Annotated in this window: 23 protein-coding genes and 1 tRNA gene; 10 read left to right on the top strand and 14 right to left on the bottom strand. The window is 69.4% G+C overall.

Annotated features, from left to right (window positions below; translation table 11 throughout):
• Positions 1-61 precede the first annotated feature (61 nt).
• Together E7T09_RS02480 and E7T09_RS02475 are read left to right on the top strand one after the other, a co-directional pair.
• Positions 62-1,051, top strand: a complete 990-nt coding sequence (locus E7T09_RS02480; RefSeq protein ID WP_136387542.1) for an NADPH:quinone oxidoreductase family protein — start codon at positions 62-64, stop codon at positions 1,049-1,051.
• A 65-nt stretch (positions 1,052-1,116) separates the two neighbouring features.
• The gene (locus E7T09_RS02475) at positions 1,117-2,247 is read left to right on the top strand and encodes a semialdehyde dehydrogenase (RefSeq protein WP_136387541.1); all 1,131 of its coding nucleotides are present in this window, start codon (positions 1,117-1,119) and stop codon (positions 2,245-2,247) included.
• An 11-nt stretch (positions 2,248-2,258) separates the two neighbouring features.
• Here the strand turns inward: E7T09_RS02475 and E7T09_RS02470 are convergent, their stop codons facing one another.
• The 4 genes from E7T09_RS02470 to E7T09_RS02455 form a co-directional block, all read right to left on the bottom strand.
• Positions 2,259-2,702: a hypothetical protein gene (locus tag E7T09_RS02470; RefSeq protein WP_136387540.1), complete on the bottom strand. Its 444-nt coding sequence runs from the start codon at positions 2,700-2,702 to the stop codon at positions 2,259-2,261.
• Positions 2,703-2,735: 33 nt separating this feature from the next.
• Positions 2,736-3,098 carry a hypothetical protein gene (locus E7T09_RS02465; RefSeq protein ID WP_240741576.1) on the bottom strand — a complete coding sequence of 121 codons (363 nt, stop codon included), beginning with the start codon at positions 3,096-3,098 and terminating at the stop codon, positions 2,736-2,738.
• A gap of 101 nt (positions 3,099-3,199) precedes the next feature.
• A complete protein-coding gene (purU, locus tag E7T09_RS02460) occupies positions 3,200-4,096 on the bottom strand; it encodes a formyltetrahydrofolate deformylase (protein ID WP_136387538.1) in 897 nt (298 codons plus the stop codon).
• A 159-nt stretch (positions 4,097-4,255) separates the two neighbouring features.
• Positions 4,256-5,047 carry a TetR/AcrR family transcriptional regulator gene (locus tag E7T09_RS02455; protein ID WP_240741575.1) on the bottom strand — a complete coding sequence of 264 codons (792 nt, stop codon included), beginning with the start codon at positions 5,045-5,047 and terminating at the stop codon, positions 4,256-4,258.
• 24 nt (positions 5,048-5,071) lie between these two features.
• Between E7T09_RS02455 and E7T09_RS02450 the strand changes: the two genes are divergently transcribed.
• The 4 genes from E7T09_RS02450 to dxs all read left to right on the top strand — a co-directional run bounded on the left by E7T09_RS02450 (position 5,072) and on the right by dxs (position 9,631).
• Positions 5,072-5,869: a hypothetical protein gene (locus tag E7T09_RS02450; protein WP_240741574.1), complete on the top strand. Its 798-nt coding sequence runs from the start codon at positions 5,072-5,074 to the stop codon at positions 5,867-5,869.
• Between the two features lie 329 nt (positions 5,870-6,198).
• The gene (locus tag E7T09_RS02445) at positions 6,199-6,876 is read left to right on the top strand and encodes a PspA/IM30 family protein (protein ID WP_136387537.1); all 678 of its coding nucleotides are present in this window, start codon (positions 6,199-6,201) and stop codon (positions 6,874-6,876) included.
• Between the two features lie 173 nt (positions 6,877-7,049).
• Positions 7,050-7,742, top strand: coding sequence for a hypothetical protein (locus tag E7T09_RS02440; RefSeq protein WP_136387536.1), 693 nt, complete (start codon positions 7,050-7,052; stop codon positions 7,740-7,742).
• On the top strand, positions 7,739-9,631 hold the full coding sequence (gene dxs / locus E7T09_RS02435) for a 1-deoxy-D-xylulose-5-phosphate synthase (protein WP_136387535.1): 1,893 nt from the start codon (positions 7,739-7,741) through the stop codon (positions 9,629-9,631). Before E7T09_RS02440 ends, dxs begins: the two co-directional genes overlap by 4 nt.
• A gap of 160 nt (positions 9,632-9,791) precedes the next feature.
• Here dxs and E7T09_RS02430 read toward each other — a convergent pair whose 3' ends face one another.
• The 4 genes from E7T09_RS02430 to metG form a co-directional block, all read right to left on the bottom strand.
• Entirely contained in the window at positions 9,792-11,087 is a 1,296-nt protein-coding gene (locus E7T09_RS02430; protein WP_136387534.1) for a glutamate-5-semialdehyde dehydrogenase, read from the bottom strand.
• Positions 11,088-11,161: 74 nt separating this feature from the next.
• On the bottom strand, positions 11,162-12,511 hold the full coding sequence (yvcK, locus tag E7T09_RS02425) for a uridine diphosphate-N-acetylglucosamine-binding protein YvcK (RefSeq protein WP_370293650.1): 1,350 nt from the start codon (positions 12,509-12,511) through the stop codon (positions 11,162-11,164).
• Positions 12,508-13,347 carry an RNase adapter RapZ gene (gene rapZ / locus E7T09_RS02420; RefSeq protein ID WP_136387533.1) on the bottom strand — a complete coding sequence of 280 codons (840 nt, stop codon included), beginning with the start codon at positions 13,345-13,347 and terminating at the stop codon, positions 12,508-12,510. The genes yvcK and rapZ overlap by 4 nt, the downstream gene beginning before the upstream one ends.
• Before the next feature lie 44 nt (positions 13,348-13,391).
• Positions 13,392-15,380: a methionine--tRNA ligase gene (metG, locus tag E7T09_RS02415; protein ID WP_136387532.1), complete on the bottom strand. Its 1,989-nt coding sequence runs from the start codon at positions 15,378-15,380 to the stop codon at positions 13,392-13,394.
• A 367-nt stretch (positions 15,381-15,747) separates the two neighbouring features.
• On the opposite strand from metG, the gene E7T09_RS02410 reads away from it, so the two are divergent.
• Positions 15,748-16,956 (top strand): MFS transporter, encoded by a 1,209-nt coding sequence (locus E7T09_RS02410; protein WP_136387531.1) that lies wholly within the window; start codon positions 15,748-15,750, stop codon positions 16,954-16,956.
• A gap of 6 nt (positions 16,957-16,962) precedes the next feature.
• On the opposite strand, the gene E7T09_RS02405 is transcribed toward E7T09_RS02410, so the two are convergent.
• Positions 16,963-17,568, bottom strand: a complete 606-nt coding sequence (locus tag E7T09_RS02405) for an N-acetyltransferase (protein ID WP_136387530.1) — start codon at positions 17,566-17,568, stop codon at positions 16,963-16,965.
• A gap of 185 nt (positions 17,569-17,753) precedes the next feature.
• Here E7T09_RS02405 and ruvA point away from each other — a divergent pair, with 185 nt between their 5' ends.
• Positions 17,754-18,353, top strand: a complete 600-nt coding sequence (ruvA, locus tag E7T09_RS02400; RefSeq protein ID WP_136387529.1) for a Holliday junction branch migration protein RuvA — start codon at positions 17,754-17,756, stop codon at positions 18,351-18,353.
• Here ruvA and fni read toward each other — a convergent pair.
• Positions 18,350-19,357, bottom strand: coding sequence for a type 2 isopentenyl-diphosphate Delta-isomerase (gene fni, locus E7T09_RS02395; RefSeq protein ID WP_240741660.1), 1,008 nt, complete (start codon positions 19,355-19,357; stop codon positions 18,350-18,352). The genes ruvA and fni overlap by 4 nt on opposite strands.
• Positions 19,358-19,584: 227 nt before the next feature.
• Between fni and E7T09_RS02390 the strand changes: the two genes are divergently transcribed.
• Positions 19,585-19,661 (top strand) — tRNA-Met (locus tag E7T09_RS02390).
• An 80-nt stretch (positions 19,662-19,741) separates the two neighbouring features.
• Positions 19,742-20,260, top strand: a complete 519-nt coding sequence (locus E7T09_RS02385; protein WP_136387527.1) for a DUF456 domain-containing protein — start codon at positions 19,742-19,744, stop codon at positions 20,258-20,260.
• Positions 20,261-20,296: 36 nt separating this feature from the next.
• On the opposite strand, the gene E7T09_RS02380 is transcribed toward E7T09_RS02385, so the two are convergent.
• From E7T09_RS02380 to E7T09_RS02365, 4 genes are all read right to left on the bottom strand, one after another.
• A complete protein-coding gene (locus tag E7T09_RS02380) occupies positions 20,297-21,034 on the bottom strand; it encodes a hypothetical protein (RefSeq protein WP_136387526.1) in 738 nt (245 codons plus the stop codon).
• A gap of 11 nt (positions 21,035-21,045) precedes the next feature.
• Positions 21,046-21,450 carry a YkvA family protein gene (locus E7T09_RS02375; protein WP_136387525.1) on the bottom strand — a complete coding sequence of 135 codons (405 nt, stop codon included), beginning with the start codon at positions 21,448-21,450 and terminating at the stop codon, positions 21,046-21,048.
• 4 nt (positions 21,451-21,454) lie between these two features.
• Positions 21,455-22,468: a CPBP family intramembrane glutamic endopeptidase gene (locus E7T09_RS02370; RefSeq protein ID WP_136387524.1), complete on the bottom strand. Its 1,014-nt coding sequence runs from the start codon at positions 22,466-22,468 to the stop codon at positions 21,455-21,457.
• Positions 22,469-22,529: 61 nt separating this feature from the next.
• Positions 22,530-23,543, bottom strand: a complete 1,014-nt coding sequence (locus tag E7T09_RS02365; protein WP_136387523.1) for a low specificity L-threonine aldolase — start codon at positions 23,541-23,543, stop codon at positions 22,530-22,532.
• Positions 23,544-23,777: the final 234 nt, after the last annotated feature.

The following is a 23,777-nucleotide window of genomic DNA, read 5'->3' as shown; positions in this document are numbered from 1 at the left end:
GTAAGCGTTCATGGTGTACGTCAACGTTCACTTCCTGGGGAACTGCCGGTATGCTGGCGCCATGACGGACACGATGAAGGCGATGGTGGTGGAGCGGCTCGGTCCGCCCGACGTGATGGAACTGCGCGACGTGCCCGTGCCCACCCCCGGCCCCGGCGAGGTGCGCATCGAGGTGGAGGCCGTCGGCATCAACTTTGCGGACGTGCTGGCGGTGGCGGGCGAGTACCTCACGCGCACGAAGGTTCCGTACACGCCCGGCATGGAATTCGCGGGCCTGGTCGAGTCGCTCGGCGAAGGTGTCACGGGCGTGCAGGTCGGACAGCGGGTCGCGGCGCTCGGCGGTTCGGGCGCCCTGGCGCGGTATTCGGTCGTGAACGCCGCCGGGCTGATCCCGGTGCCGCAGACCCTGACCGGCCCCCAGGCGGCGGCCTTCCCCGTGTCGTACTTCACGGCGTACCACGGTCTGAAAACCCTGGGGCGCGGGACGAGCGGCGAGTGGGTGCTGGTGCAGGCGGCGGCCGGGGCACTCGGCACGGCCAGCATCCAGCTGGCGAAGGCCCTGGGGATGCAGGTCATCGCCATGGCAAGCACCGATGAGAAACTCCAGCTCGCGCGTGACCTGGGCGCGGATGTGACGCTTCTCCAGGACGACGAGGAGCGCGTGCAGAAAGTCCGGGACGCAGCCGGCGGCCAGGGTGTTCCCCTGATTCTGGAGGTCGTGGGTGGCCGACGCTTCCAGGAGAGCCTGGACATGGCCGCCGGCCAGGGCCGGATCATCGTGATCGGGAACGCCAGCCGCGAGCAGGCGACCCTCCGCCCGGTGGAACTGATGAAGCGCAACCTGACCGTGACCGGGTTGTGGCTGACCAGCCTGATGTACGACCGGGCCGCCACCGCCGAGGCCGCGCTGGCCCTCACGGCCCTGGTAGGCAGCGGGCAGGTCACGCCGCAGGTCGGGCCGACCTACGGTCTGGCGGACAGTGCCCGCGCCTTCCAGGACATCCTGGATCGCAAGACGACCGGAAAGGTGATCATCGAACCCAGCCGCTGAGGGCAGTCACGCCGGGGCGAAAAGTGGTCATGGTTCGATCATGCCGGGCCGCGCAAACTGTCCGCATGAACATCGACTCCGAGGCCGTGCCGACCTACCGTCCGCGTCATCCGGTGGCGTACCTGACGCATCCCGGGGCGGAGGGGGTCGGGGTCGTGGGCCGGGTGACCGGACCGCTCGCGTGGCTGCCCGGCGCCCGCCTGACCCGGCGCCTGTCCCTGCCCCCCGTCACGACGGACACGCTGCGTTCCGAGGACAACCCGGAACGGCCGGCCGGCTGGATCATCGCCGTGCCCGTGACCCCAGCGGAACTGAAGGCGGGCACGCCGCGTGCCCGCCAGGCCATCGGGCGGGCCATCGGGCAGGCCCAGAAGCTGGGAGCGCAGACGGTCGGCCTGGGCGGCCTGACGGCGCTGGCCACGGCGCGGGGGCTGGCCCTGCGTGGAGTGGACGAGATCGGCCTCACGACCGGAGACGCGTTCGCGGCCGCGCTGGTCTTCCAGAGTGTGGTGCGGCTGCTCGCCCACTGCCCAGCCACTACGCGCGTGGCGATCGTCGGGGCCGCCTGCGGCATCGGGCGTTGCGTGACCGCGCTGCTCGCCCGGCGCACCGAGCAGCCGCTGCTGCTGATCAGCCGACATGCGGGTGCCCTGCGTGAGATGCAGCAGCACCTGGGACACGGCCGGACGGACGTCTCGACCGACCTGGGCGGGGTGCCGTCCTGCGGCCTGGTCGTCTTGCTCAGCCGCGCAGCCGCAGACCTGCGCGCCGGGCACCTGGGGCGGAATGCCGTCGTGCTGGACGAGACCCGACCCCGCGTGACCCGGCCCACCCTGCTGCTCGACCGTCCGGACGTGCAGGTTGTGGATGGCGGCCTGTGCTGTGCCAGGGGCATCCGGCGCCACGCCGGTGCGCACGCGGGGCACGAGCGCCTGCCCATGGCACTGGCCGAGGCGCTGCTGCTGGGCCTCGCGGGGCACACGGGGCACTACACGCTGGGTGAACCGACGGTCGAGCAGGCCGAGGCGATGCTCCACCTGTCGGCCCGGTTCACACCGCTTGGCTTCACGCCGGAAGCGCCGCACTCCTTCGGCGAGCGGATCAGCCTGAATGGGCGCTTCGAGCGGCATCAGGAGCAACGGGCAGAAGCCCCACGCCAGCGCTGGCCGGTCACTGGCGTGGCTGGCGTGGCCTGACGGGCGAATCGTCAGGCGGTGAACAGCCGCAGCAGGGGCCGCCACCACGGAATCAGCAGCAGCACCAGCAGCAGGGTCACGACCGTCCAGGTGGTCGCCACGCGGAACTTGCCCTGATCGGTGGGGGCGCGGCGGCTCAGGGCACTGCCGACGGTGGCGGTGATCGCCGCCAGCAGCCCCAGGCCGAGGTGCTGCCACTGGAAGCCCGCGTTGGGCGCTCCGGCGAACACCGGGATGTGCTGCATTCCCAGGAAGGCGAAGAGCAGCAGGCCCAGGATCAGTTGCAGGTGAACGGTGCCGGTGAACGCCACGATCGGGCGTCGGTCTGCGGCGGTGAACGGCCTGCGGCTCCCCGTGCCCGGAATGGTGCGGACGAGGGTCCACACGCCCGTGATGAGCACGAGCCAGCGGTTGATGTTGTGCAGGGTGAGCAGGATCAGGTACACGATCGACATGGACTCAGCGTAGCGGGAATCACAGTCGTGGACTCAGGGAATCAGCAGGGCCGACACCAGTCGCTGCATGGCACTCAGGACGGCCCGGCTTTTCAGGCAGGCCACCAGAGCGCGCGTCGCATGGTGCTCGTCACCGGAGACGCCGTCCTGCAGGTGGCCGCGTACCGTCGGCTCCAGCCGTCCCCGCATGTACAACAGGTCACGGATCAGGTCGTCGGCGGGCAACGCGCGGCGGATCACTCCGTCCCCGTCCACCACCTGCAGCACTGGCCGGTCGCGCCCGTCGGTCACCAGCAGGGCGTGCAGGGGTCGTCCCGCGCGGCGGCTGATGACCTCCAGGGTCTCCTGGAAGGCCGGGATCAGGTTCACGGCCAGGGATCGACCGAGCAGGATCACACGCGGTTGCCCTTCCAGCGTGACGTGCAGCGTCTGCGCCAGATCGCGGGCCAGACGGTCGCCCTCGTCCAGCAGGGCCTGACGTGCCGGGCCGTCCCCGCTCAGAACACGACCGTCTTGTTGCCGTGCACCAGTACGCGGTCGTCCACGTGGGCCTTCACCGCGCGGGCCAGCACCTGGCGTTCCACATCGCGGCCCATGCGCATGAGCGAGTCCGGCGTTTCACGGTGCGTCACGGGAATCACGTCCTGCGCGATGATCGGCCCGGCATCGAGTTCCTCGGTCACGTAATGGCTGGTCGCGCCGATCAGTTTCACGCCCCGGTTGAAGGCCGCCCGGTATGGGTTCGCGCCGACGAAGGCGGGCAGGAACGAATGGTGGATGTTGATGACGGGCCGACCGAAGCCCCGCAGGAAATCGCCGGAGAGGATCTGCATGTAGCGGGCGAGCACGGCGAAGTCCGCGCCCGCCTCGTGCATCAGCCGCACTTGCTCGGCCTCGGCCTCGGCCTTGTTCTCCTTCGTGACCCTGACCACGTGAAAGGGAATCCCGAACATCTCCGCGTCGCGCTTCAGGTCGTCGTGGTTGCTGATGATCAGGGGGATCTCCACGTGCAGTTCCCCCCGCCGCTTGCGCCACAGCAGGTCTAAAAAGCAGTGGTCGTACCGGCTGACCAGGATCGCCATGCGCTTGGGTTCCGTGCGGTACCACAGCCGCCAGTCCATGCCGAAGGGTTCGGCAACCACGCCGGCGAAGGCCCGCTCGAAGGCCTCGCGGGCCAGATCCAGGCCGTCCAGGTAGAACTCCATGCGCATGAAGAAGGTGCCCCCGGCCGGATCCGTGGAGTGCTGGTCGCTGTGGATGATGTTCGCGCCGTGGTTGTGCAGGAACTGCGACACGGCCGCCACGATGCCCTTGCGATCCGGGCAGGCGATGGTCAGGGTGGCAACGTTCATGGGGTCAGGCGCGGGAGTGGCGGCAGGGGACGGTCCGGTCATTCCCAGAGCATACGCAGCCGCGAAGGACAGGCCGCCCTGATGGACTCACCCCTGGCTGGCTCCCGCTCCACGCGCTGGACACTCCAGTCGACCGCAGTAGGCGACGTCGTGGAACTGCCGGGAAGGCAGCAGCGGTCCAGGAACCAAACAGCTTCTAGCTCAGGCCTGGCCGGTCACCAGATCCTGGACGGCGATCCGGTCGATGACCGCCCGCATGGCCAGTTCGAATTCCTCGGCATATGGATCCGCTGTCGGCACGCCGGTCACGTCAGGCGTCGCCGCGCCGGTGAACTCCTCGGCGAGGTGCTGCCAGCCGATGGCCAATGCATACAGGTGCTGGAGGATGCGCAGGCTGGTCTGTCGGCTGAACGGGAGGTGGGCGACCAGCAGCTGGACGCGGGCCGTCACCTCACGCCGGAAGTCACGGGTGAGTTCCGGGCGGACATTGCGTTCCAGCACGGTGCCCAGCAGCAGCAGCAGTCGGCGCAGCGGCACCACATCGGAACTGGCGTCCAGCAGGGCGTCGGCCACGGTGGCCGGCGTGCCCGGCTGGCGCTCCTGCAACAGCCGGATGGTGTCGGTCATCCAAGTCTGGAGGTGTTCGGACACCAGCGCGAGGAACAGTTCCTCCTTGGTGTCGAAGTACAGGTACAGGGTGCCTTTGGCCAACTGGGCCTCGCGGGCCACATGGTTCATGCTCAGGTCGGTGTAGGTGGACGTCGTCCAAAGGCGTTCGGCGGCCCGCAGGATGTCGTCTCGGCGTTGGGTTTTCTCGGCGGCGCTTCGTGCGCGGGCGGGGCGGGCGGGGGCACTGACCATCAGGGCAGACGATATCCGGCCCACCCGGCGCGCCGCTGTGAAGACCTTCACGCCCCAGGCGGCATCCGTGCCGTCCGGGACGCGCACAACGTCCGCCGGAGGCCACCGCCACCGTTCAAAGTCGCCGCTCATGCAGGACGCATAGGATGCCCGCATATGCCTTCTCATCATTTCGCCCGGCCTCCGCGCACGCTCACCCTGCTGGCCCTGGCCGCCCTGACCCTCGGGATGCAGGCGGGCGCGCAGTCCAGCCCGGCGCCCACTCCCTCCGCCCCGACGGCACCGTCGTCGGCGACAACCCAGGCGGTCAGCGCGGTGGCGGTGGACATCAGCGCGGCCGTGCGCGGTCAGATCGTGACCTGCCCGGCCGCTCTGAAACTCAGCCCGAGCGCAGTGTGCCTGTATGTCAAGAGCGGCGCGGCCTCGTTGCGTCCGCTGATCAAAGGTCGCCTCACCACCCGCGCCGTGGGCGACTGGAAGACGGCCGGCAAGGCCAGCACGCTGCTCGTATCCGCGAAGGCGGGCGACCCGGTGGGGGCCTTCGTCCTGCTGAGCACCCTGGCGGATCAGGAATCGCTGGTCGTGGTGGACGCCGTGCAGGCGCGCGCGGCGGCTGCCGGTACACCCAAGGCCCCGGCGGGCATCACGCGTGGTCAGCCCTACGTGCTCGGCAGCGATCTGGCGGGCGTCGTGAAGGTCACGAGCCTGGGGGCCGGCAAATTTCGCCTGAGCGTGCCGGATCAGTCCACCCTGACCGTCACCGTCGGTCAGCGCAAGGCCCAGACGGACGGCGGTTCCGTCGAGCTGCCGCTGGCTCCTGCCACGGACGGCAAGAACCTGATCTTCCCGGTGTCGGGCCTGCGGGCCCTGGGCTGCACGGTCACGCCCGCCGGGAAGGACATGACGGTCGCCTGTGGAGCGGACAGCATCGGCCTTAAGCCCATCGTGTTCTGATCCTAAGGGCGATCAGCTACTCCGACGAACGCCCCGGCCCGTCGGCAGGGTTCGTGGTACCCGGATCGTTCCCAGTCCAGTTGTGACCTGTCTGGGTTCAACCGGGGTGGCCCGTAGGCTGAACCGGAGTGCCGCCATGCACTCACGCAGTCTTCAGGCGGTCTTAAGAATCCGGCCCCGGCGGTTCCAGACGCAACCCAGCCGGGCACGGCTGCGTAATGATGGATGCCGAACCAGGCCGCCCCGCACCCGCGGAACCGCACCATGCTGGCGGCATCATTCCCGGCGACGGCCGCCCCATGCACCGCGCCCTTTCAGGAGGAACCACCATGACCATCCTTGACCGACTGTCCCGACTGCTGCGCGCCAACGTGAACGACCTGATCTCCAAGGCCGAAGATCCCAGCATGATCATCGAGCAGGCCCTGCGCGACATGCGCTCCGCGTACGGCGAGGCCCGCAGCGAGGTGGCTGACGCCATGGCCCAGGCCGCGAAGCTCGACCGCGAGGCGACCACCAACCGCCGCCTGAGCGACGAGTACGCGAAGAAGGCCGAAGAGGCCCTGCGCGGCGGCAACGAGGAGCTGGCCCGCGAGGCCCTGCGCCGCTCGCAGAACACCAAGGATCTCGCGGCCGGCTTCGAAGAGCAGCGCACCGTGCAGACCACGACCATCGACCAGCTCAAGACCCAGCTGCGGGCACTGGAAGCGAAGATCGACGAGATGGAATCCAAGAAGTCCCTGCTGGCCGCCCGGCAGAAGACTGCTCAGGCTGGCGCGACGCTCGACCGCGTGTCGGGCTTCGACAAGGCGGGCGGAGCGATGGACGCGTTCGAGGACATGGAGCAGAAGGTAGCGGGCATGGAAGACCGCAACAAGGCGTCCGCCGATCTGCGTAAGGAAGGCGACTTCGACGCGCAGCTCAAGGATCTGGGCCGCGACCAGGCCATCGAGGACGCCTTCACGGCGCTGAAGGCGAAGGTGCAGGGGCCGACGAACGACCGCTGAGCCTCACCTCTCCGCAGCCCGCCTCCGCCAGTGTTGGCAGAGGCGGGCTGATCCGTCTCGGCCCGCTGACACACGGGAACGCGTCCGGTCAGCACACCCTCTCGATTCCAGGTCAGGGCGAATTCATGTTTCATGACAGACCAAAGGGGCAGCGGCCCTCTAAGCTGTGTCCCATGACCGGCCCTTCCCTGTTGCGAGCGACCCTGGCCGCCGCGCTGCTCAGCCCGGCGCTGTGGGCCTGCGCGCCCCGCGCGGCCACCGGTACCGTGCAGAGTTCCACTCCAGTGACCAGCGTGTCCTTCTACCCCCATGAGACAGGCCTCGCGTGGTCGTACATTCCGGAAGGCGAGGCGAGCGGCGGCCTGCCATATTCGCTGAACGCCAGGGGAGCCACCGTGTACGGCGCTCAGGCGGTGCAGGCCACGCAGCTCACTGGACGCGGGGCCGATCAGACGTGGTACCGCACCTATGACCCTGCCGGCGTTCATCTGCACGGCCTGAACAAGCCCGGCGTGAACGTCCAGCTCACCCCGCCCTGGCTGGAGTACCCCGCCGAGGGGGCGTGGAAGGTCGGCCTGAGCTGGGACGGGCAGAGCCAGGTGACCATCCGGGCAGACGACGGTACGGTGCAGGGTCAGGGCACCCTGACGTACCGCTACCTGGTGCAGGATCGCCGGTTCGTGCAGACCCCGGCCGGCACCTTCGACGTGTGGGTCGTCACCCGCCAGATCAGCGACACGCTGGGCGGCCTGTTCCCCGCCACGCAGCAGGTGTGGTTCACGCCCTTCGTGGGCGAGGTGCGCACGCCCGAGGGCCTGCTGCTCACCGCCCGCAACTTCACCGCCCGCACGGGAGGACAACCATGACATCCCACGACCTCGTGCCCGTTCCCCAGCGCCTGCTGGACTCGGTGAATTCCCCGGACGACCTGAAGACACTCCGGCGCGACCAGCTGCCGCAACTGGCCCAGGAACTGCGCGACGAGATCGTGCGCGTCTGCTCGGTCGGCGGTCTGCACCTGGCGTCCTCGCTCGGTGCGACCGACCTGATCGTGGCGCTGCACTACGTGCTGAACTCGCCGCGTGACCGCATCCTGTTCGACGTGGGGCATCAGGCATACGCGCACAAGATGCTCACCGGCCGCCGCGACCAGATGGCCACTGTGAAGAAGGAGGGCGGCTTGTCGGGCTTCACGAAGGTCAGCGAGTCCGAGCATGACGCGATCACCGTGGGGCACGCGAGCACCTCGCTGGCGAACGCGCTGGGCATGGCCATGGCCCGCGACGCGCTGGGTCAGGACTACCACGTGGCCGCCGTGATCGGCGACGGCTCGCTGACCGGTGGCATGGCGCTGGCCGCGCTGAACACGATCGGGGACAAGCAGCGCAAGATGCTGATCATCCTGAACGACAACGAGATGAGCATCTCCGAGAACGTGGGGGCCATGAACAAGTTCATGCGCGGCCTGCAGGTGCAGAAGTGGTTCCAGGAGGGCGAAGGCGCTGGCAAGAAGGCCGTGCAGGCGGTCAGTCGGCCGCTGGCGAACTTCATGAGCCGCGCCAAGAGCAGCACCCGGCACTTCTTCGATCCGGCCAGCGTGAACCCCTTCGCGACGATGGGCGTGCGGTACGTGGGGCCGGTGGACGGCCACAACGTGCAGGAACTCGTGTGGCTGCTGGAACGTCTGGTGGAACTCGACGGCCCGACGATCCTGCACGTGGTCACCAAGAAGGGCAAGGGCCTCAGTTACGCCGAGGCCGATCCCATCTACTGGCACGGGCCGGGCAAGTTCGACCCGGAGACCGGTGATTTCGTGTCCAGCACGGCGTACTCCTGGAGCAACGCCTTCGGGGACGCCGTGACCGAACTCGCGAAACTGGATCCGCGCACCTTCGTGATCACGCCCGCCATGCGCGAGGGCAGCGGCCTGGTCGCGTACAGCAAGGCCCACCCGCACCGCTACCTGGACGTCGGCATTGCCGAGGAGGTCGCCGTGACCGCCGCCGCCGGTATGGCCCTCCAGGGCCTGCGGCCCATCGTGGCGATCTACTCCACCTTCCTGCAACGCGCCTACGATCAGGTGCTGCACGACGTGGCCATCGAGCACCTGAACGTCACCTTCGCCATCGACCGGGCCGGGATCGTCGGGGCGGACGGGGCCACCCACAACGGCGTGTTCGACCTGAGTTTCCTGCGTTCCATTCCCGGCGTCCGGATTGGCCTGCCCAAAGATGCCCGCGAACTGCGCGGCATGTTGAAGTACGCCCAGGAACATGCTGGACCGTTCGCCATCCGCTACCCGCGCGGCACCACCGAACGCGTCCCGGACGGCACCTGGCCGACCCTGGAGTGGGGCACCTGGGAACGGCTGCGGGAGGGCGACGACGTGGTCATCCTGGCGGGCGGCAAGGGCCTGGACTACGCCCTGCGGGCCACGGCGGATCTGGATGGCGTGGGGGTCGTGAATGCCCGGTTCGTCAAACCGCTCGACGAGACCATGCTCAGGGCCATCGCCAGCCGGGCCCGCGCCATCGTCACCGTCGAGGACAACACGGTGGTGGGCGGCTTCGGCAGCGCTGTTCTGGAAGCGCTGAACGCCTGGGGCCTGAAGACTCCTGTGCGCGTGCTGGGCATTCCGGACGCGTTCCAGGAGCATGCCAGTGTCGAGAGCGTCCACGCCCGCAGCGGCATCGATGCCCCCGCGATCAGAACCGTATTGGCGGAACTCGGGGTGGATGTACCGGTCGGTGTGTAGGGCTGGGGAGGGTTCGCCTGCAACCGCTGACTCTTGGGTTCAGAACCTCGGCAGCGGATAAAGGAGACAGCTGACGAACAACCGCCTCAGCCCGGCTTCCTCTCCGTCGGAAGGTGGCCGATGGTGACAGTGTCAGCGACCGCAGTAAGTTCTCGCGAGGTCACGACCGGATCTGCCCGTCTCCCATCACGACCCACTTCGTGGTGGTCAGTTCCCGCAGGGCCATGGGGCCGCGGGCGTGGAGTTTCTGGGTGCTGATGGCCACCTCCGCGCCCAGGCCGAGTTGTGCGCCGTCGTTGAAGCGTGGGCTGGCGTTCACGACCACGGCGGCCGAGTCCACGTCCTGCACGAAGCGCTGAATCTGAGCGGCGTCTCGGCTCAGGATCACGTCGGTGTGGTTGCCGTGCGCAGCGATGAAGTCAAGGGCCTCGTCCAGGCCGGACACGACCTTCACGCTGGCGGTGAGCGCCAGGAACTCATGTCCGAAATCGCCGTCCTGTGCGGGCTGGGCCCGGATTCCCGCCGCGTCGAGCCGGACTCGGGCTTCGGGATCGGCGAGCAGCGTGACGCCCTGCGCGGCGAGGTCACGCGCGATCGCGGGCAGGCTTGGCAGGGCGGCCCGGTCGATCAGCAGGGTGTCGAGGGCATTGCACGCGCTGGGTTTCTGCACCTTCGCGTTGCGAATGATCTGCACGGCGATCTGGACGTCGGCCGGGTCGCGGGTAAACGACTGGTCGAGGTACAGGTGAACCACGCCTATTCCACCGACGATGACGGGCACGGTGGCGTTCTCCACACAGAAGCGGTGCAGGCCCGCGCCGCCGCGCGGAATGATGGCATCCACGAGGTCATCGAGTTTCAGGAGTTCCAGTACGCGCTCGCGGGCCGGGTCGCGGATGACCTGCACGGCCTGTGGCGGGAGGCCCTGCGCGGCGAGAGCGGCAGCCACGGCGTCGCCCAGGGCGGCGTTGGAGTGCACGGTTTCCTTGCCGCCGCGCAGGATCACGGCGTTCCCGCTCATCACGGCCAGCGCGGCCACGTCCACCGTCACGTTCGGGCGGGACTCGTAGATCACGCCCAGCACCCCCAGCGGGACGCGCCGGGTGGACACGCGGATGCCGCTGGGTTGCGTGACCTCGGGCGTGGTCTCCCCTACCGGATCGGGCAGGCGTGAGACCGCCTCGACGTCCGCCGCGATGCCGTCCAGTACCCGGTCATCAAGGTGCAGGCGGGCGACCATCGCATCGGGAAGGCCGCTGACGAGCGCGGCTGCCACGTCGCGGGCGTTCGCCGCCAGGATGTCCGCCCGGCGGTTCCGCAGCGTGGTGGCAATGGCGCGCAGCGCGGCGGTCTTGCGTTCGGTGGGCAGCGAGCGCAACACGCGGGCGGCGGCGCGTGCCTGCACGCCCAGGTTGCGGACCGTGGTCTGCTCTTGGCTTTCTTCCAGCGCCGTCATCTCCAGAGCCTAGCAGCGTGCCGAGGCCGGAACGGTGGCGTGGCGTAGGCAGGGAGGGGCGAGCGGCGTGCTGATCAGGCAGTGGGGCGCGAGGGCAGGGCCATCAACGCCTGGGCCAGCGCTTCCGGGTCATGCCGGGCCTGTCCGTGTTGGATCAGGGGCAACTGGGTCACCCGGCCCCGCAGATCCGGGCTCGCGCCATGCAGGTCGAGCAGGTGCGCGCCCGCGGCGGCATACCGGCGCATCACATCGTCCGGGGGGCTGGCGCTGTTCACCAGCACCCGATCGGGCGCGCGGCCCAGGTGCGCGGTGATGGCCTGCACGTGTTCCTCCAGGGTGAGGTTGTCGGTCTCTCCGGGTTCGGTCATCAGGCTGGCCACGTACACCACGGGCGCCGACGACTCCCGGATGGCGCGGGCGATGTCGGGCACGAGCAGCGCCGGGATGATCGAGGTAAACAGGCTGCCCGGACCGAGCACGATCTGTCCGGCCTCCCGGATGGCGTCCAGTACGTCCGGGAGGGCAGGAAGTTCCGGTGGATCGAGGCGCACCCTGGTGATGCGGGCGGTGCCGACCTGCGTCGCGAACCGGCTCTCGCCCCGGATCTCCCGGCCGTCGCTGAGCTGCGCCACCAGCGTGGTAGGACGGGTCGAGGCGGGGTACACCCGTCCCCGGATCCGCAGCACCTCGTGAATGTCCTTCATGGCCTCACCCAGGCCACCCTGCTCCTCGGAGAGCGTGGCCAGCATCAGGTTCCCGAAGGTGTGGCCCTCAATCCCGTCACCGCGCTGGAAGCGGTGTAGCAGCAGGCGGGCCATGACGGGACTGTCGCTCAGGGCCGCGTAGCAGTCGGTCAGGTCACCGGGAGCGATCATCTGCAGCGATTCGCGCAGCCGCCCGCTGGAACCCCCGTCGTCCGAAACCGCGACGACCGCCGTGATGTTGCTGGAGTAACTGCGCAGTCCGCTCAGCAGGTTCGACAGGCCAGTCCCGCCGCCCACGGCCACCAGGCGTGGCCCGCGCGACAGGTTGCGCTGCTCCAGGATGCTGTCTACGGCCTGCCCCGGCTTGCTGCCTACGCCCTGCAACATGGTCTGGTTGAGCATGAAGATGCTCACGAGCGCGCCGACGAACGCCAGGACGGTCACCCCGACGCCGACCACGTAGAGGGGGAGCACGCCCGGCGTCATCAGGTTGTTGAGCCACAAGATCCACTTCGTGGCGATGAAATGCAGCGGCCCCGTCCACGTGAAATGCAGGAATCCCACGGCGCCCACGAAGGTGCAGGCGATGAACAGGGCCAGCCAGCGTTTCACGCCGATGCCCGGCGCCATCCACACCCGGGCGCGGCGGCGGACGTGCTCGCCGCGCGCGCGGGCCTCCGTGCGGAAGTCCGTGTCGCGGCTGAGCGGGGGGTCGCTCACCCCTGATCCTCCTTCATGTCGCGGTGATCCGTGACCTGCGGGTTGAGGTCCGCGAGGTCACGCACCAGCCGGTCGGCCACGGCCACGCTGCGGTGCTGGCCGCCCGTGCAGCCGATCCCGACGGTGTACCCGTGGCGCCCGGATTTCCTGGCCCGCTCGGCGGCGACGCGCACGAAGTCGCGCAGTTCCGTGTAGAAGGCCTCGGAATCCTCGCCCTGGAAGGCGTAGGCGGCCACAGCCGGATCCAGGCCCGTCTTCGGGCGCAGTTCCAGATCGTAGTAAGGGTTGGGCAGTGTGCGGACGTCGAGCACAAGGTCCACGTCGCGCGGCGGGGAGTGCTTGAAGCCGAAAGACATCAGTCTCAGGCGGAAGTCATGGTCGAGTTTCAGGAGGGCCAGCACCCGCTCGGAGAGTTCCTTGGCGCTCAGGTTGGTCGTGTCGATCACGGTGTCGGCCATGCCCCGCATGGGCGCGAGCAAGTCGCGTTCGCGGGCGAAGTCGACGAGCAGCGTGTCGCCCAGCGGATGTTCGCGCCGCGTGAAGTTGAAGCGTTTGATCAGGACGCTGGCGTCTGCCTCCAGGAACAGGATGTGCAGCTGCTCCTCCCGGCGGGCGAGGCGGGCGTAGCTGTCGTCCAGGGCGCTCAGGAACTCGCGGGTGCGGGCGTCGGTTGTGACCGCGATGCGGTGCAGGCCGCGCGCACGCGCGAGATCGTGCAGGGTTCCCCACAGTTCCGGCGGGAGGTTGTCGGTGGTGAAAAATCCAGCGTCCTCCAGGGTGCGCAGCACGGTGCTCTTGCCGCTGCCCGACAGTCCGGACACCACCACGAATGGCATGCGGCCAGTGTACGCCTCGCCCCGGGCGGGCTGTGGCGGGGCGTTCACCGCACCTTGGTGCCGCTCGGCAGGTCAAGCGTCAGGCCGACCAGATCCAGGTTCCCCTGGTCGTCCTCGGCGGCGAGGATCATGCCCTGCGACTCGATGCCGCGCAGTTTGGCGGGCTTCAGGTTGGCCACCAGGATCACCTTGCGCCCGACGAGCGCTTCGGGCTCATACCACTTGCGGATGCCGCTGACGACGGTGCGCGTCTCCCCACCGAGCTTCACGGTGAGTTTCAGCAGCTTGTCGGCCTTCTCGACCGCCTCGGCCGCCACCACTTCCGCGACGCGCAGGTCGATGCGGGCGAAGTCGTCGATGGAGATCAGGGGTTCGGACGCGGCCGGCGTGGCGCTGGCCACCGGAGTCACGGGAGCAGACATGGCGGGAGCGGGCTGGGTCACGGCGGGGGTCTCCTTGCGGGGCGCGGGGGTGGGGACGGCGTCTGGCTGGGCCTCGGGTTTGGGGAACAGGATCGCGCCGCCCAGCACCTTCGTTCCGGCGGGCGTGAGGCCCCACGCACCGTGCAGGGCGTAGGTCTGACCTCCAAGGCCGAGCTGGGCACGCAGCTCGCGGGCCTTGACGGGAATCACGGCCTCCAGCGCGACGCTGGCGACGCGCAGGCCCTCGGCGGCGGTATACAGCACGGTGTCCAGGCGACGCTGGGTGTCCTCCGACTTGGCGAGGTTCCACGGCGCACTTTCCGCGATGTAGCGGTTCAGGTCGCGCACGAAGTTCATGGCGGCTTCGATGGCCATGTTGATCTTCAGGTCGTCCACCAGGCCCAGGATCTGGCCGGGCAGAGCCAGCGCGGCAGCCTCGATCTCGCGTTCTCGGTCCGTGGGTTCGTGCGCGGCCGGGATCACGCCGCCCCGGTACTTCTGGATCATGCTGACCGTGCGCGACAGCAGGTTGCCCAGGTCGTTCGCGAGGTCGCTGTTCAGCCGGGCGACCAGGATGCCCTCACCGTACGGACTGTCGGCGCTCAGGGACGCTTCCCGCAGGATGGTGTAGCGGATCGCGTCCACGGGGTAGCTGTTCACGAGCCGCTCGGGGTCGATGGCGTTGCCCAGGGACTTGCCCATCTTGCGGCCGTCCTCCGCGAGGATGTGGCTGTGCACGACCAGGCGGCGGTACACGGGCAGCCCGGCGGCGTGCAGCATGGTCGGCCAGAACACCGCGTGCGGCTTGAGGATGTCCTTGCCGATCACGTGCCATGCCTGACCACTGACGGCCGCGTCCTGGCCTTGGCTGACCAGCGGCGTGAGGTAACTCAGCAGGGCGTCGAACCACACGTAGGTCACGTGATCGGCGTCCCAGGGCAGTTCGATGCCCCAAGGCACGCGGCTTTTCGGGCGGCTGATGCTGAGGTCGCCGATGGGCTCCTTGAGCATCTCCAGCACCTCGTTGCGGTATCCGGCGGGCTGGATCAGGTCGGGGTGGGCGAGCAGGTGGGCGCGCAGCCACTCCTGGTATTTCTCCATGCGGAAGAAGTAGTTCGCTTCCCGCCGCAGTTCCGGGGCGTCCTTGTCTCCGGGGTAGCGGCGGACACCGTCACTGCCCTCCACGAGTTCCTTCTCGGTCACGTAGCGTTCCGCGCCCACCGAGTACAGGCCCTCGTACTCGGCGAAGTAGATGTCGCCGCTGTCGTGCACGCGTTGCAGCACCTGCTGCACGAACTTCTTGTGGCGGGTGTCGGTCGTGCGGATGAAGTAGTCCTGGCTGATCTCCAGCCGCTTCCACAGGCCCTGGAAGGCGCGTTCCGACAGGTCGTCCACGAGTTCCTGCGGAGTCACGCCCGCCTTCGCGGCGGCCTTGCTGATCTTCTCGCCGTGCTCGTCCGTGCCCATGACGAAGGTCACGTCGCGTCCGGCGAGGCGCTGGTAGCGGGCGATGGCGTCGCCGAGGATCTTCTCGTACACGTGCCCGATGTGTGGGGCGCCGTTGGCGTAGTCGATCGCGGTGGTGATGAAAAACGAGTTGCTGTCGCTCATGTGTTCGTCCTTTCCGGCCCTTGCCCTGATGGGAGGCACGCCGGTCAACCTGCACAGGATACGCACTCCGGTTGAATGCCGCGCCGTGTCCAGCTCCGGTCTGCTGGCAGGGAGCAGGAGGCAGGAAGACGCATCCACAGAATTCGAGTGGTGCGAAATCCGTGTGACCTGTGGGCACAGGTGAAGGGGGCGCACTCCCTGGAAAGTGCGCCCCGCTGCCTGCCCGAAGGTCTCAGGCCCGCCGGGGCATTCGCATGCTCATGGAGGAGGCCGGGCGGAGCATGACGCCAGTGTAGCGCCGGGGATCCTGCCACAGTTGTGCTTTGAGACCCGTTCCGCTTGACTTTATAAAGTTAGTGTGGCGGTCATGACCACGCCCGCTCCCACCATCGTGAACCGACGGACAGCGTCACCGCCAGCTGCCGCGCTGCCCGACCGCCTGACCCAGGTCACGATCCTGCTGCTGTCCGCCCTCACGATCATGTCGGGAGCCACCATCGCCCCGGCCCTGCCCGCCATGCAGGCCCATTTTGCCGACACGCCGAACGCCACGTTTCTGGTCAAGCTGGCCCTGACCATCGTGGGGCTGGTCATCGCCATCAGCGCTCCTCTGAGCGGCAGCCTGGCCGACCGCTACGGCCGGCGGCCGGTGCTGCTCGGGTCGCTGGTGCTCTACGCGCTGGGCGGCGCGAGCGGCCTGATCGCCACGACGCTGGGCGGCGTCCTGATCGGGCGGGTCGTACTGGGTCTCGCGGTCGCCGGCACCATGACCGCCGCGGGCGCGCTCGTGAACGACCTGTTCAGTGGCCCCGCTCGTGGCCGCTTCCTGAGCCAGCAGGCGGCCTTCGCCAGTTTCGGCGGGGCCCTGCTGTTCCCGCTGGGCGGCCTGCTGGCCGCGCAGTCGTGGCGCTCCCCCTTCGCGCTGTACCTGCTGGCCGCGCTGCTGCTGCCGCTGGTGCTGAGACTGCCGCGCGGGGTGGCGACGGCTCTGCCAGGCGAGACCGTGGACACCACGCCGCCCCGCTGGGGCTCCATCGCCGTGATTTACGCCCTGGCCCTGGGGTACATGATCGTCTTCTACCTGATGCCCGCCCAGGGCCCCTTCCTGCTGCGCACCCTGGGAGCGGCCCCCGGCCTGACCGGCCTCCTGCTGGGCGTCTTTGCCCTGACGTCCGCCGTGACTTCACTGGCGTACGCCCGCGCCGCCGGCCGCTTCGATCCCCGGCGGGTCGCGGCGCTGGGCTTCGCCCTGGTGGCGGCCGGGTGGGTGCTCGTCTCGGCCGCCACGGGCCTGACGCTGGTCATCGCGGGCCTGCTCGTAGGCGGGCTGGGCGGCGGCCTGGTCTTCCCGAACCTGTACACCTGGCTGGCCGACCTCACGCCGCCCGCGTGGCGGGGACGGGTCACGGCGGGCATGAGCAGCGCCGTGTTCCTGGGGCAGTTCCTGAGCCCCCTGCTGCTCGCCTCGCCCAGCGGACACGAAGCGCACGGCTTCGTGTGGGGCGCGGTGGTGTCCGGGGCGATGGCCGCCGCACTGGCCGCCCTGAGCGCGGGGCGATCCATCCAGCGCCTCTGATCTGCTCTACAGCATGTAGCCCAGGGTGATCCCGCCATTCGTCCGTTCCAGTTCCCGGAACCCCAGGTGCTGGTAGAAGCCCTGCGCGCGGGTGTTGCGCCCCCCCACCCCCAGATGGACGCCGGGGACGCCAGCGTCCCGCAGGGCCGTGAACAGCCGCTCCATCAGGGCCCGGCCATTGCCGCCCCCCTGCATGCGCGGCAGCAGGTCGATATGCAGGTGGGCGGGGTAGGCGTCGTACACGTCACTGGTTTTGCGGGTGTGGTCGTGGATGACCGCCATGATCCGCTCATCGGGCGTGCGCGACTCGCGGGGAATCGCGGCCGGATCTGGGTACTGGGCACGCAGCTTCGGCCACCACTCCCGTTCGAGCGTGGCCTCGAAGGCGCGCGAGTCGGGCGTGCCGATCACGTAACCACCCACACCCTCAGCGTCCTCCAGCACAAACGCGAAATCTGGCGCGTACGACAGGTAAGGCCCGGCATACACGTGCCCCAGGATCAGCGGATCTGCGTACAGGCCGGTGGCATCCTCGCCACTGTCGCCGGTTTCCAGGCAGATAGAGTAGAGGGCGTCCCGGTCGGACTCGCGGGCAGGGCGGATGGTGGGCATGCGGGCAGTATGGCGCGGCGAGGAGCCTCGGTTCTGAACGCCGGACGCTCCGGCGCTCCGGGCTGATACCGTTGACCGAAGAGCGTCCACGGCCTTCGACCTGAGCCGTGCCGGACGAGCATTGACTGACCAGAAATCCCCTGTTCTGGGCGCAGAATTCGGAGAACTGCTCTAGAATCGCCTTCATGATTGCCTTCCTGTCCGGCGTGGTGCGTGAAGTGCGCGAGAACAGCGCCGTGGTCGTCGCGGGCGGCGTCGGCTATGAGGTGCAGTGTCCGGCGGGGACGCTGGCGAAGCTGGTCGTGGGCCAGCCGGCCGAGCTGAACACTCGGTTCGTGGTGCGCGAGGATGCCCAGCTGCTGTTCGGTTTCCTGGATCAGGATTCCGTGCGGCTCTTCGATCTGCTGACGGGCGTGAGCGGCGTGGGCCCCAAGCTGGCGCTCGCGCTGCTGTCGGCCACGCCCGTGTCGGCGCTGGCGCAGGGCCTGCTGGGCGGCGACGTGAAACTGCTGTCCAGCGTGAGCGGCGTGGGCAAGAAGACCGCCGAGCGGCTGGTGCTGGAGCTGCAGAACAAGGTGCCGGAGCATCTGGCCGCGCCCGCCACAGGCAGCGGGGGCCGCGCCGCGCCGGTCGCCACGACCGCCGGGCGGGACGCGGTGGACGCCCTGCTCGCCCTGGGCTTCCGCGAGGCGCAGGTGCGGGCTGCCGTGGCGGAACTGCTGGCTGCCGACCCGGCCCAGTCCGCCGACGCGTTGATCCGCAAGGCGCTGGGCCGTCTGCGTTAAGAACGCGAGATCAGGGTTCGCGGCCAGCCGAGGGCGGGGCGCAGCTCGTCGATGCTCGCGTAGCCGCCCACGAACAGGGCGGTGCGCAGCTCATGAATGAAGGCAGCCAGCCACGCCTCGACGGCGTCGGCACTGTCCAGCGCAGGCTCCAGCAGCGGCCGGGCAATAGCGACGACCTGGGCCCCCAGCGCCAGGGCACGGACGGCGTCCAGGCCCGTGCGGATTCCCCCTGAGGCGACCAGGGGGACGCCGGGCACGGCGTCGCGCACGTCCTGCAGGGCCTGCGCGGTTGGTATGCCCAACTCGCACAGGTCGGCGGAACGCACCTGCCCGTGGCGGACGAGCTGCTCGACCCGCGCCCAGCTCGTTCCGCCCGCTCCGGCCACGTCCAGGGCAGCGAAACCCGCCGCCGCCGCCGCACGGGCGGTTCGGACGTCCAGACCGTGCCCAACCTCCTTGAGGAGGGCCGGGAAGGGCAGCGCGGGAATCACGTCCGCGAGGCGTTCGGCCAGGCCGTGCCAGCGCGTGTCACCGCCGACCTGCATGGCTTCCTGGAGTGGATTGGCGTGGATGGCCAGGGCGTCGCCCCCCACCTCGCGCACGGCGCGGATCGCCTCAGCCACGCCGTAGCCCAGGCCAAACTGCGCGGCCCCCAGATTCCCGATCAAGAGGATGTCCGGCGCGAGGTCGCGGATCTGGAAGGTCGGCGTGACTTCGGGGCGTTCCAGCATCACCCGCTGCGAGCCGAGCATCATGCCCAGGCCGAGGCGCTGGGCCGCGACGGCCAGATGGCGGTTGATGGTCTCCGCCCGCTGCGCTCCGCCGGTCATCGCGCCGATCAGCACGGGGGCGCTCAGAGGGTGGCCCAGGAAGGAGGTCTGTAGCCGGATGTCGTCCAGGTTCACTTCCGGCAGTGCACGGTATGGCCAGGGCACCCGGCTCAGGCCGGTGGTGACCGTCTGGTACTGGCTCTGCGGCTGCAGGCAGGCCTCGATGTGGTGCATCTTGCGGGCCTGGATGTCGCTGTCGGAGTCGTCCACCTGCCCAGCGTAGCGGCCCGCCGGGGCAGCGGCCGTGACCCAGCTTCCCGAGCGGCGGAGACCGGCACGTGAGGCACAGTTGACAGTTCCGGGATTGAGGGGTACTATTCCTGAGCGCTTCAGAGGAAAGGCCCTCTGGGACGCGAAATGTAACGCCAAGCAGCATATGGACAGTGCGTTGTTCAAGGTATCGCAGGGTAGAGCAGTCTGGTAGCTCGTCGGGCTCATAACCCGGAGGTCGCAGGTTCAAATCCTGTCCCTGCAACCAAAGATCCCCCCACCACCGTGTGGGGGTTTTCGTTGTTCGGCGGAACCCATGCGCACCGGAACGCGTACCCGCAGACCGAGATGACCCTTCCCTTCCTGATTTTCCTGCTCGCGTGGATCGTCGGCATGATCGGCACTTTCGTGCCCGGCCTGCCCGCCACGCTGATCATTTTTCTGGGCACCGTGGTCGCCACGCTGCTCGACGGCTTCCAAGCGTGGCCGGACGTGCCCTTCCTGCTGACCTTCGCGGTGATTACCGTGCTGATCATGAGCGTGGACAACGTCGCGTCGGCGTGGGGCGCGCGGCGCTATGGAGGCAGCCGGCAGGCCATGTGGGGCGCGCTGATCGGCGGCATAGTAGGGCTGCTGCCGGTCATTCCCTTCGGGCTGATCCTGGGACCGCTCGCGGGGGCATTCCTGGCGGAACTGCTGGTCGTGCGCAAGTCAGTACCGGACTCCCTGCGTTCCGCGTGGGGCACCCTGATCGGCCTGCTGGCCGGAATTGCTGCCAAGGTCGTGCTGCACACCCTGGTCGGCGTGTACGAATTGTGGCGCCTGTGGGATCCCGCGCACAGCGTGCTGGGATCGGGCGCGTCGTAGACCTATTTAGAGGGTCACCGCAGCGCGTGACCTCCGTCAGGCGCCGGGGGGCCGGGACAGCGCGGCGATGGCCAGCGGGGCCACCCCCACGAATTGGACGAGCAGCGCGGGCAGCAGCGGCAGCAGGCTCCCCAGGGCCGCGCGCAGCGGCTTGCCGGTCAGAACCCGCAGGGCCGGGAAGGCGAGGGCGCACTGGGCCACGGTGCCCAGCAGCGTCACGACCAGCAGCAGGAAGCCCGCCTGGGTGCCGGCCGCCGTCCGCAGGCCCGCGATCTGGAGATTCCCGAGATTCGATCCGGCGGCCTGGAGCGCCGCCGCGTCGGGCAGCCACGCGGCGGCCGGGGTCAGCAGCGTCCAGAGGATCACCAGCAGCCACAGGGGCGGCAGCAGGGCAAAACTCGCGCCGTACACCTCGGCGGATCGGGCCGCACGTCCGGCCCCCAGGAACCCCAGTCCCCACATCAGGACAGCCGTGAGCAGGCCCAGGAACATGCCGCCCAGGACATCGACCAGCAGCGCGGGAAGCCCCGGAACCGGCGTTTCGGCGACCGTGGCCGCGTGCACCGTGGCGTGACGGACGACCAGGGTGTAGGCCAGCCCGGACAGCACCGAGCTGAGCACGACGACCGCCCCGTAGCGCCACGCGCGGGGGGTGGTGGGGGCCAGCGCCGCCGCGAACACCCGTGGCCCCGTCAGCAGCAGCGTGGGCAGCGGCGCGGCCGGTTCGTTCAGGATGGGCAGCGGATCGGGTGGGCGGATGCGGGTGCGGGCCATGCCCGGCCATCCTACCCGGCAGGATGCACGCGGTGCGTCCACCACCAGCCCAGCAGCGCGATCAGGGCGGCATAGACCAGCAGCATGAAGACCAGTCCCAGCGTGCTGCGAGGCAATCGGGCCGGGTGCGCCGACGCCCGTGCCCGGGCGTCGGCCATCACCTCCGGCGGGATCAGGCGCAGGGCCAGCCACAGGCCGGCCGGCACCAGCAGAAGGTCATCCAGGTAGCCGAGCACCGGAATGAAATCGGGAATCAGGTCGATGGGACTCAGGGCGTAGGCGAGCACCAGCAGCGCCATGATCCTGGCCACCCATGGAGTGCGGGGATCGCGAGCGGCAATGGACAGCGCGTGCAGGTCAGCCTTGAGGCTCCGGGCCAGCCGTTTGAGGCGGTCGATGATGCCCGGTGGGGCCATCACGTCAGTGCAGCGCTCCGCGCAACGTGCCGAAGAGGTGCGTGACGGCGGGGAAGGTGGAGAGCATGGTGCCCACGCCGAACAGCACGATCACCACGTATGCGCCGCTCAGCCAGGGGCCGGGGGCCACGCGTTCCGTGGAATCGCGGCGGGGCACCAGCCACAGGTGCAGCACGACCAGCACGACCACGCCGAACAGCAGCGCCCCGATGGCCAGCGGGAGTTTCAGCGAGGAGCTGCCGAGCACCGCGCCAGCCTGGCTGGCATCGCCCAGGTTCTGTCCGGCCAGGAGCGAGCCCAGACCGATGGACAGCGTGTTGTTCAGCGCGTGCACGATCACGGAGTTCCACAGGCTGCCGGTGTGCTGCACCAGCCGCGCCAGCACGTACGCCAAGGGCAGGATGCCCGCCACACTGGCGGGCACGCCGTGCGCGACCGCGAAGGCGGCGGTGGTCGCCAGCGCGGCCACCGTAAATCCGGCGGCGCGTTCCTGGCCGCGCATCATCAGCCCACGGAAGGCGATCTCCTCGGCCAGCGGCACCAGCAGGCCCGCCGCGAGCAGCATGGGCACCAGCGCCGAGCCCGTCGTGAGGAACTGCGGCACGGCGCTGATCGAGTCCGGAAAGAAACTCACATACGCCAGCGCAAAGGCCCGCGACACCAGGAACGCGAGCACGAAGGCCGCCAGCGCCAGTCCCCACGACGGCGGGGTGCGCCAGCGGGAATCCTGCATGAGTGCCCGCATGGCCGGGCGGAAGGCCGTGAAGGCCACCAGCACCAGCACGGCGAACGACAGCAGCAGCGCACTCCCGAGCGGCAGGTGAAGGCCCACGTGCAGGGTCTTGCCGCCGCTGGGCACGTCCAGCCCCACGCCCAGCGCCGCGACCACGTTCTGCACGATCAGCAGCGTCAGCGCGGCGCGGTTGCCGTCGACGGCCCGGACGCCCGGCGCACCCTGCGGGACGGTGGAACCCGGTTGGGTGTCGGCGGCAACGAGGGGAGCGTCCGGCCAGGTCATACCCAGAGCCTACCCTGAGCGGCCCGCAGCCGTCCTCCGCCCTTGGGGGGAGTGGCGGCGGTCAGGCGGTCAGCACCCGGATCGCGCCGTCCAGCGCGTCGTCGTCGATCTGATGGTGCAGCACGAAGCGCACTGAATCCGGCCCGAGGGCATTGGCGAGCACGCCCTTCTCGGCCCACGCGGCGCTGCGCCCAGCGGCGTCCGGGATGGTCGCATAGATGATGTTCGTCTGGACAGCCGCGAGGTTCACGTCATACCCGGCCCCGACCAGGGCCTCGGCGAGGGTGCGCGCCCGGCTGTGGTCGTCCTGCAGCCAGGTCGGGCCGTCGCGCAGGGCGATCAGGCCCGCCGCCGCGAGAATGCCCGCCTGCCGCATGCCGCCGCCGAGCATCTTGCGGTAGCGGTGCGCCTCCTTCATATGCTCGGCGCTGCCGACGAGCACGCTGCCCACCGGCGCGCCCAGCCCCTTGCTCAGGCACACGCTGACCGTGTGGAAGTGCCGCGTGATCTCGGAGAGCGGCACGCCCAGCGCGGCGGCGGCATTGAAGACCCGCGCGCCGTCGAGGTGCAGGGGCAAACCCTCGTCGTCGGCCACAGCGCGGATCTGCGCGAGGACGTCCAGCGGGATCACAGTGCCGCCCGCCTTGTTGTGCGTGTTCTCCAGGCTGATCAGGCCGGTGGGCGACTGGTGCACCGAATGCCGCACGGCCGCGCGGACGTCCTCCGGCGCGGGCACCCCCAGCGGCGCGGGCACGAAGCGCGGCACCACGCCGCTGAACGCGGCCATCATGCCCAGCTCCCACTCGTAGATGTGGCTGCCCTCGGCGCAGATGACCTCCTCGCCCCGGCGCGTGTGCACGGCGATCCCCACCTGGTTGGTCATCGAGCCGGACGGCATGAACAGCCCCGCCTCATGACCGGTCAGGCGCGCCACCTCGGCCTGGAGGGCATTGACGGTCGGATCCTCGCCGTACACGTCGTCGCCCACCGCCGCCTGCGCCATGGCCTCGCGCATGGCAGGCGTGGGCGTGGTGACGGTATCGGAACGCAGATCGGCAATCACGGCAGGGGTCATGCGCCCGATGCTACACGTCCCCGGGCGAACGTCTGGCCCGCCGTCCCGGAGCCCCGACGATCTTCCCTGCCCCCAGGGACGCGCCGTGTGACCCGCGCGGCACTCTTCCTCACCCAATCGTAGCGCCGTGACCCGGCCGGGCACCACTGGCCATTCGGCGGAGGTCGGGCGGGCCAGATGGGCGCATCATGCCGGAGTGGAGCGGCGCGCCGTGAGTTCAGCGCCGCCGGAGGA

Origin of the sequence: Deinococcus sp. KSM4-11 (assembly GCF_004801415.1) — a bacterium.
Classification (GTDB): domain Bacteria; phylum Deinococcota; class Deinococci; order Deinococcales; family Deinococcaceae; genus Deinococcus.
Note: the sequence above shows the minus strand (reverse complement) of the source record. Positions and strands in the feature narration are given on the sequence as shown.

What these genes read in the sequence shown, in the direction of transcription:
- E7T09_RS02480 (WP_136387542.1), top strand. Translation starts at nt 62, where the DNA reads ATGACGGACACGATGAAGGCGATGGTGGTGGAGCGGCTCGGTCCGCCC.
- E7T09_RS02475 (WP_136387541.1), top strand. Translation starts at nt 1,117, where the DNA reads ATGAACATCGACTCCGAGGCCGTGCCGACCTACCGTCCGCGTCATCCG.
- E7T09_RS02470 (WP_136387540.1), bottom strand. Translation starts at nt 2,702, where the DNA reads ATGTCGATCGTGTACCTGATCCTGCTCACCCTGCACAACATCAACCGC.
- purU (WP_136387538.1), bottom strand. Translation starts at nt 4,096, where the DNA reads ATGACCGGACCGTCCCCTGCCGCCACTCCCGCGCCTGACCCCATGAAC.
- E7T09_RS02455 (WP_240741575.1), bottom strand. Translation starts at nt 5,047, where the DNA reads ATGAGCGGCGACTTTGAACGGTGGCGGTGGCCTCCGGCGGACGTTGTG.
- E7T09_RS02450 (WP_240741574.1), top strand. Translation starts at nt 5,072, where the DNA reads ATGCCTTCTCATCATTTCGCCCGGCCTCCGCGCACGCTCACCCTGCTG.
- E7T09_RS02445 (WP_136387537.1), top strand. Translation starts at nt 6,199, where the DNA reads ATGACCATCCTTGACCGACTGTCCCGACTGCTGCGCGCCAACGTGAAC.
- E7T09_RS02440 (WP_136387536.1), top strand. Translation starts at nt 7,050, where the DNA reads ATGACCGGCCCTTCCCTGTTGCGAGCGACCCTGGCCGCCGCGCTGCTC.
- dxs (WP_136387535.1), top strand. Translation starts at nt 7,739, where the DNA reads ATGACATCCCACGACCTCGTGCCCGTTCCCCAGCGCCTGCTGGACTCG.
- E7T09_RS02430 (WP_136387534.1), bottom strand. Translation starts at nt 11,087, where the DNA reads ATGACGGCGCTGGAAGAAAGCCAAGAGCAGACCACGGTCCGCAACCTG.
- rapZ (WP_136387533.1), bottom strand. Translation starts at nt 13,347, where the DNA reads ATGCCATTCGTGGTGGTGTCCGGACTGTCGGGCAGCGGCAAGAGCACC.
- metG (WP_136387532.1), bottom strand. Translation starts at nt 15,380, where the DNA reads ATGAGCGACAGCAACTCGTTTTTCATCACCACCGCGATCGACTACGCC.
- E7T09_RS02410 (WP_136387531.1), top strand. Translation starts at nt 15,748, where the DNA reads ATGACCACGCCCGCTCCCACCATCGTGAACCGACGGACAGCGTCACCG.
- E7T09_RS02405 (WP_136387530.1), bottom strand. Translation starts at nt 17,568, where the DNA reads ATGCCCACCATCCGCCCTGCCCGCGAGTCCGACCGGGACGCCCTCTAC.
- ruvA (WP_136387529.1), top strand. Translation starts at nt 17,754, where the DNA reads ATGATTGCCTTCCTGTCCGGCGTGGTGCGTGAAGTGCGCGAGAACAGC.
- fni (WP_240741660.1), bottom strand. Translation starts at nt 19,357, where the DNA reads ATGCACCACATCGAGGCCTGCCTGCAGCCGCAGAGCCAGTACCAGACG.
- E7T09_RS02385 (WP_136387527.1), top strand. Translation starts at nt 19,742, where the DNA reads ATGACCCTTCCCTTCCTGATTTTCCTGCTCGCGTGGATCGTCGGCATG.
- E7T09_RS02380 (WP_136387526.1), bottom strand. Translation starts at nt 21,034, where the DNA reads ATGGCCCGCACCCGCATCCGCCCACCCGATCCGCTGCCCATCCTGAAC.
- E7T09_RS02375 (WP_136387525.1), bottom strand. Translation starts at nt 21,450, where the DNA reads ATGGCCCCACCGGGCATCATCGACCGCCTCAAACGGCTGGCCCGGAGC.
- E7T09_RS02370 (WP_136387524.1), bottom strand. Translation starts at nt 22,468, where the DNA reads ATGACCTGGCCGGACGCTCCCCTCGTTGCCGCCGACACCCAACCGGGT.
- E7T09_RS02365 (WP_136387523.1), bottom strand. Translation starts at nt 23,543, where the DNA reads ATGACCCCTGCCGTGATTGCCGATCTGCGTTCCGATACCGTCACCACG.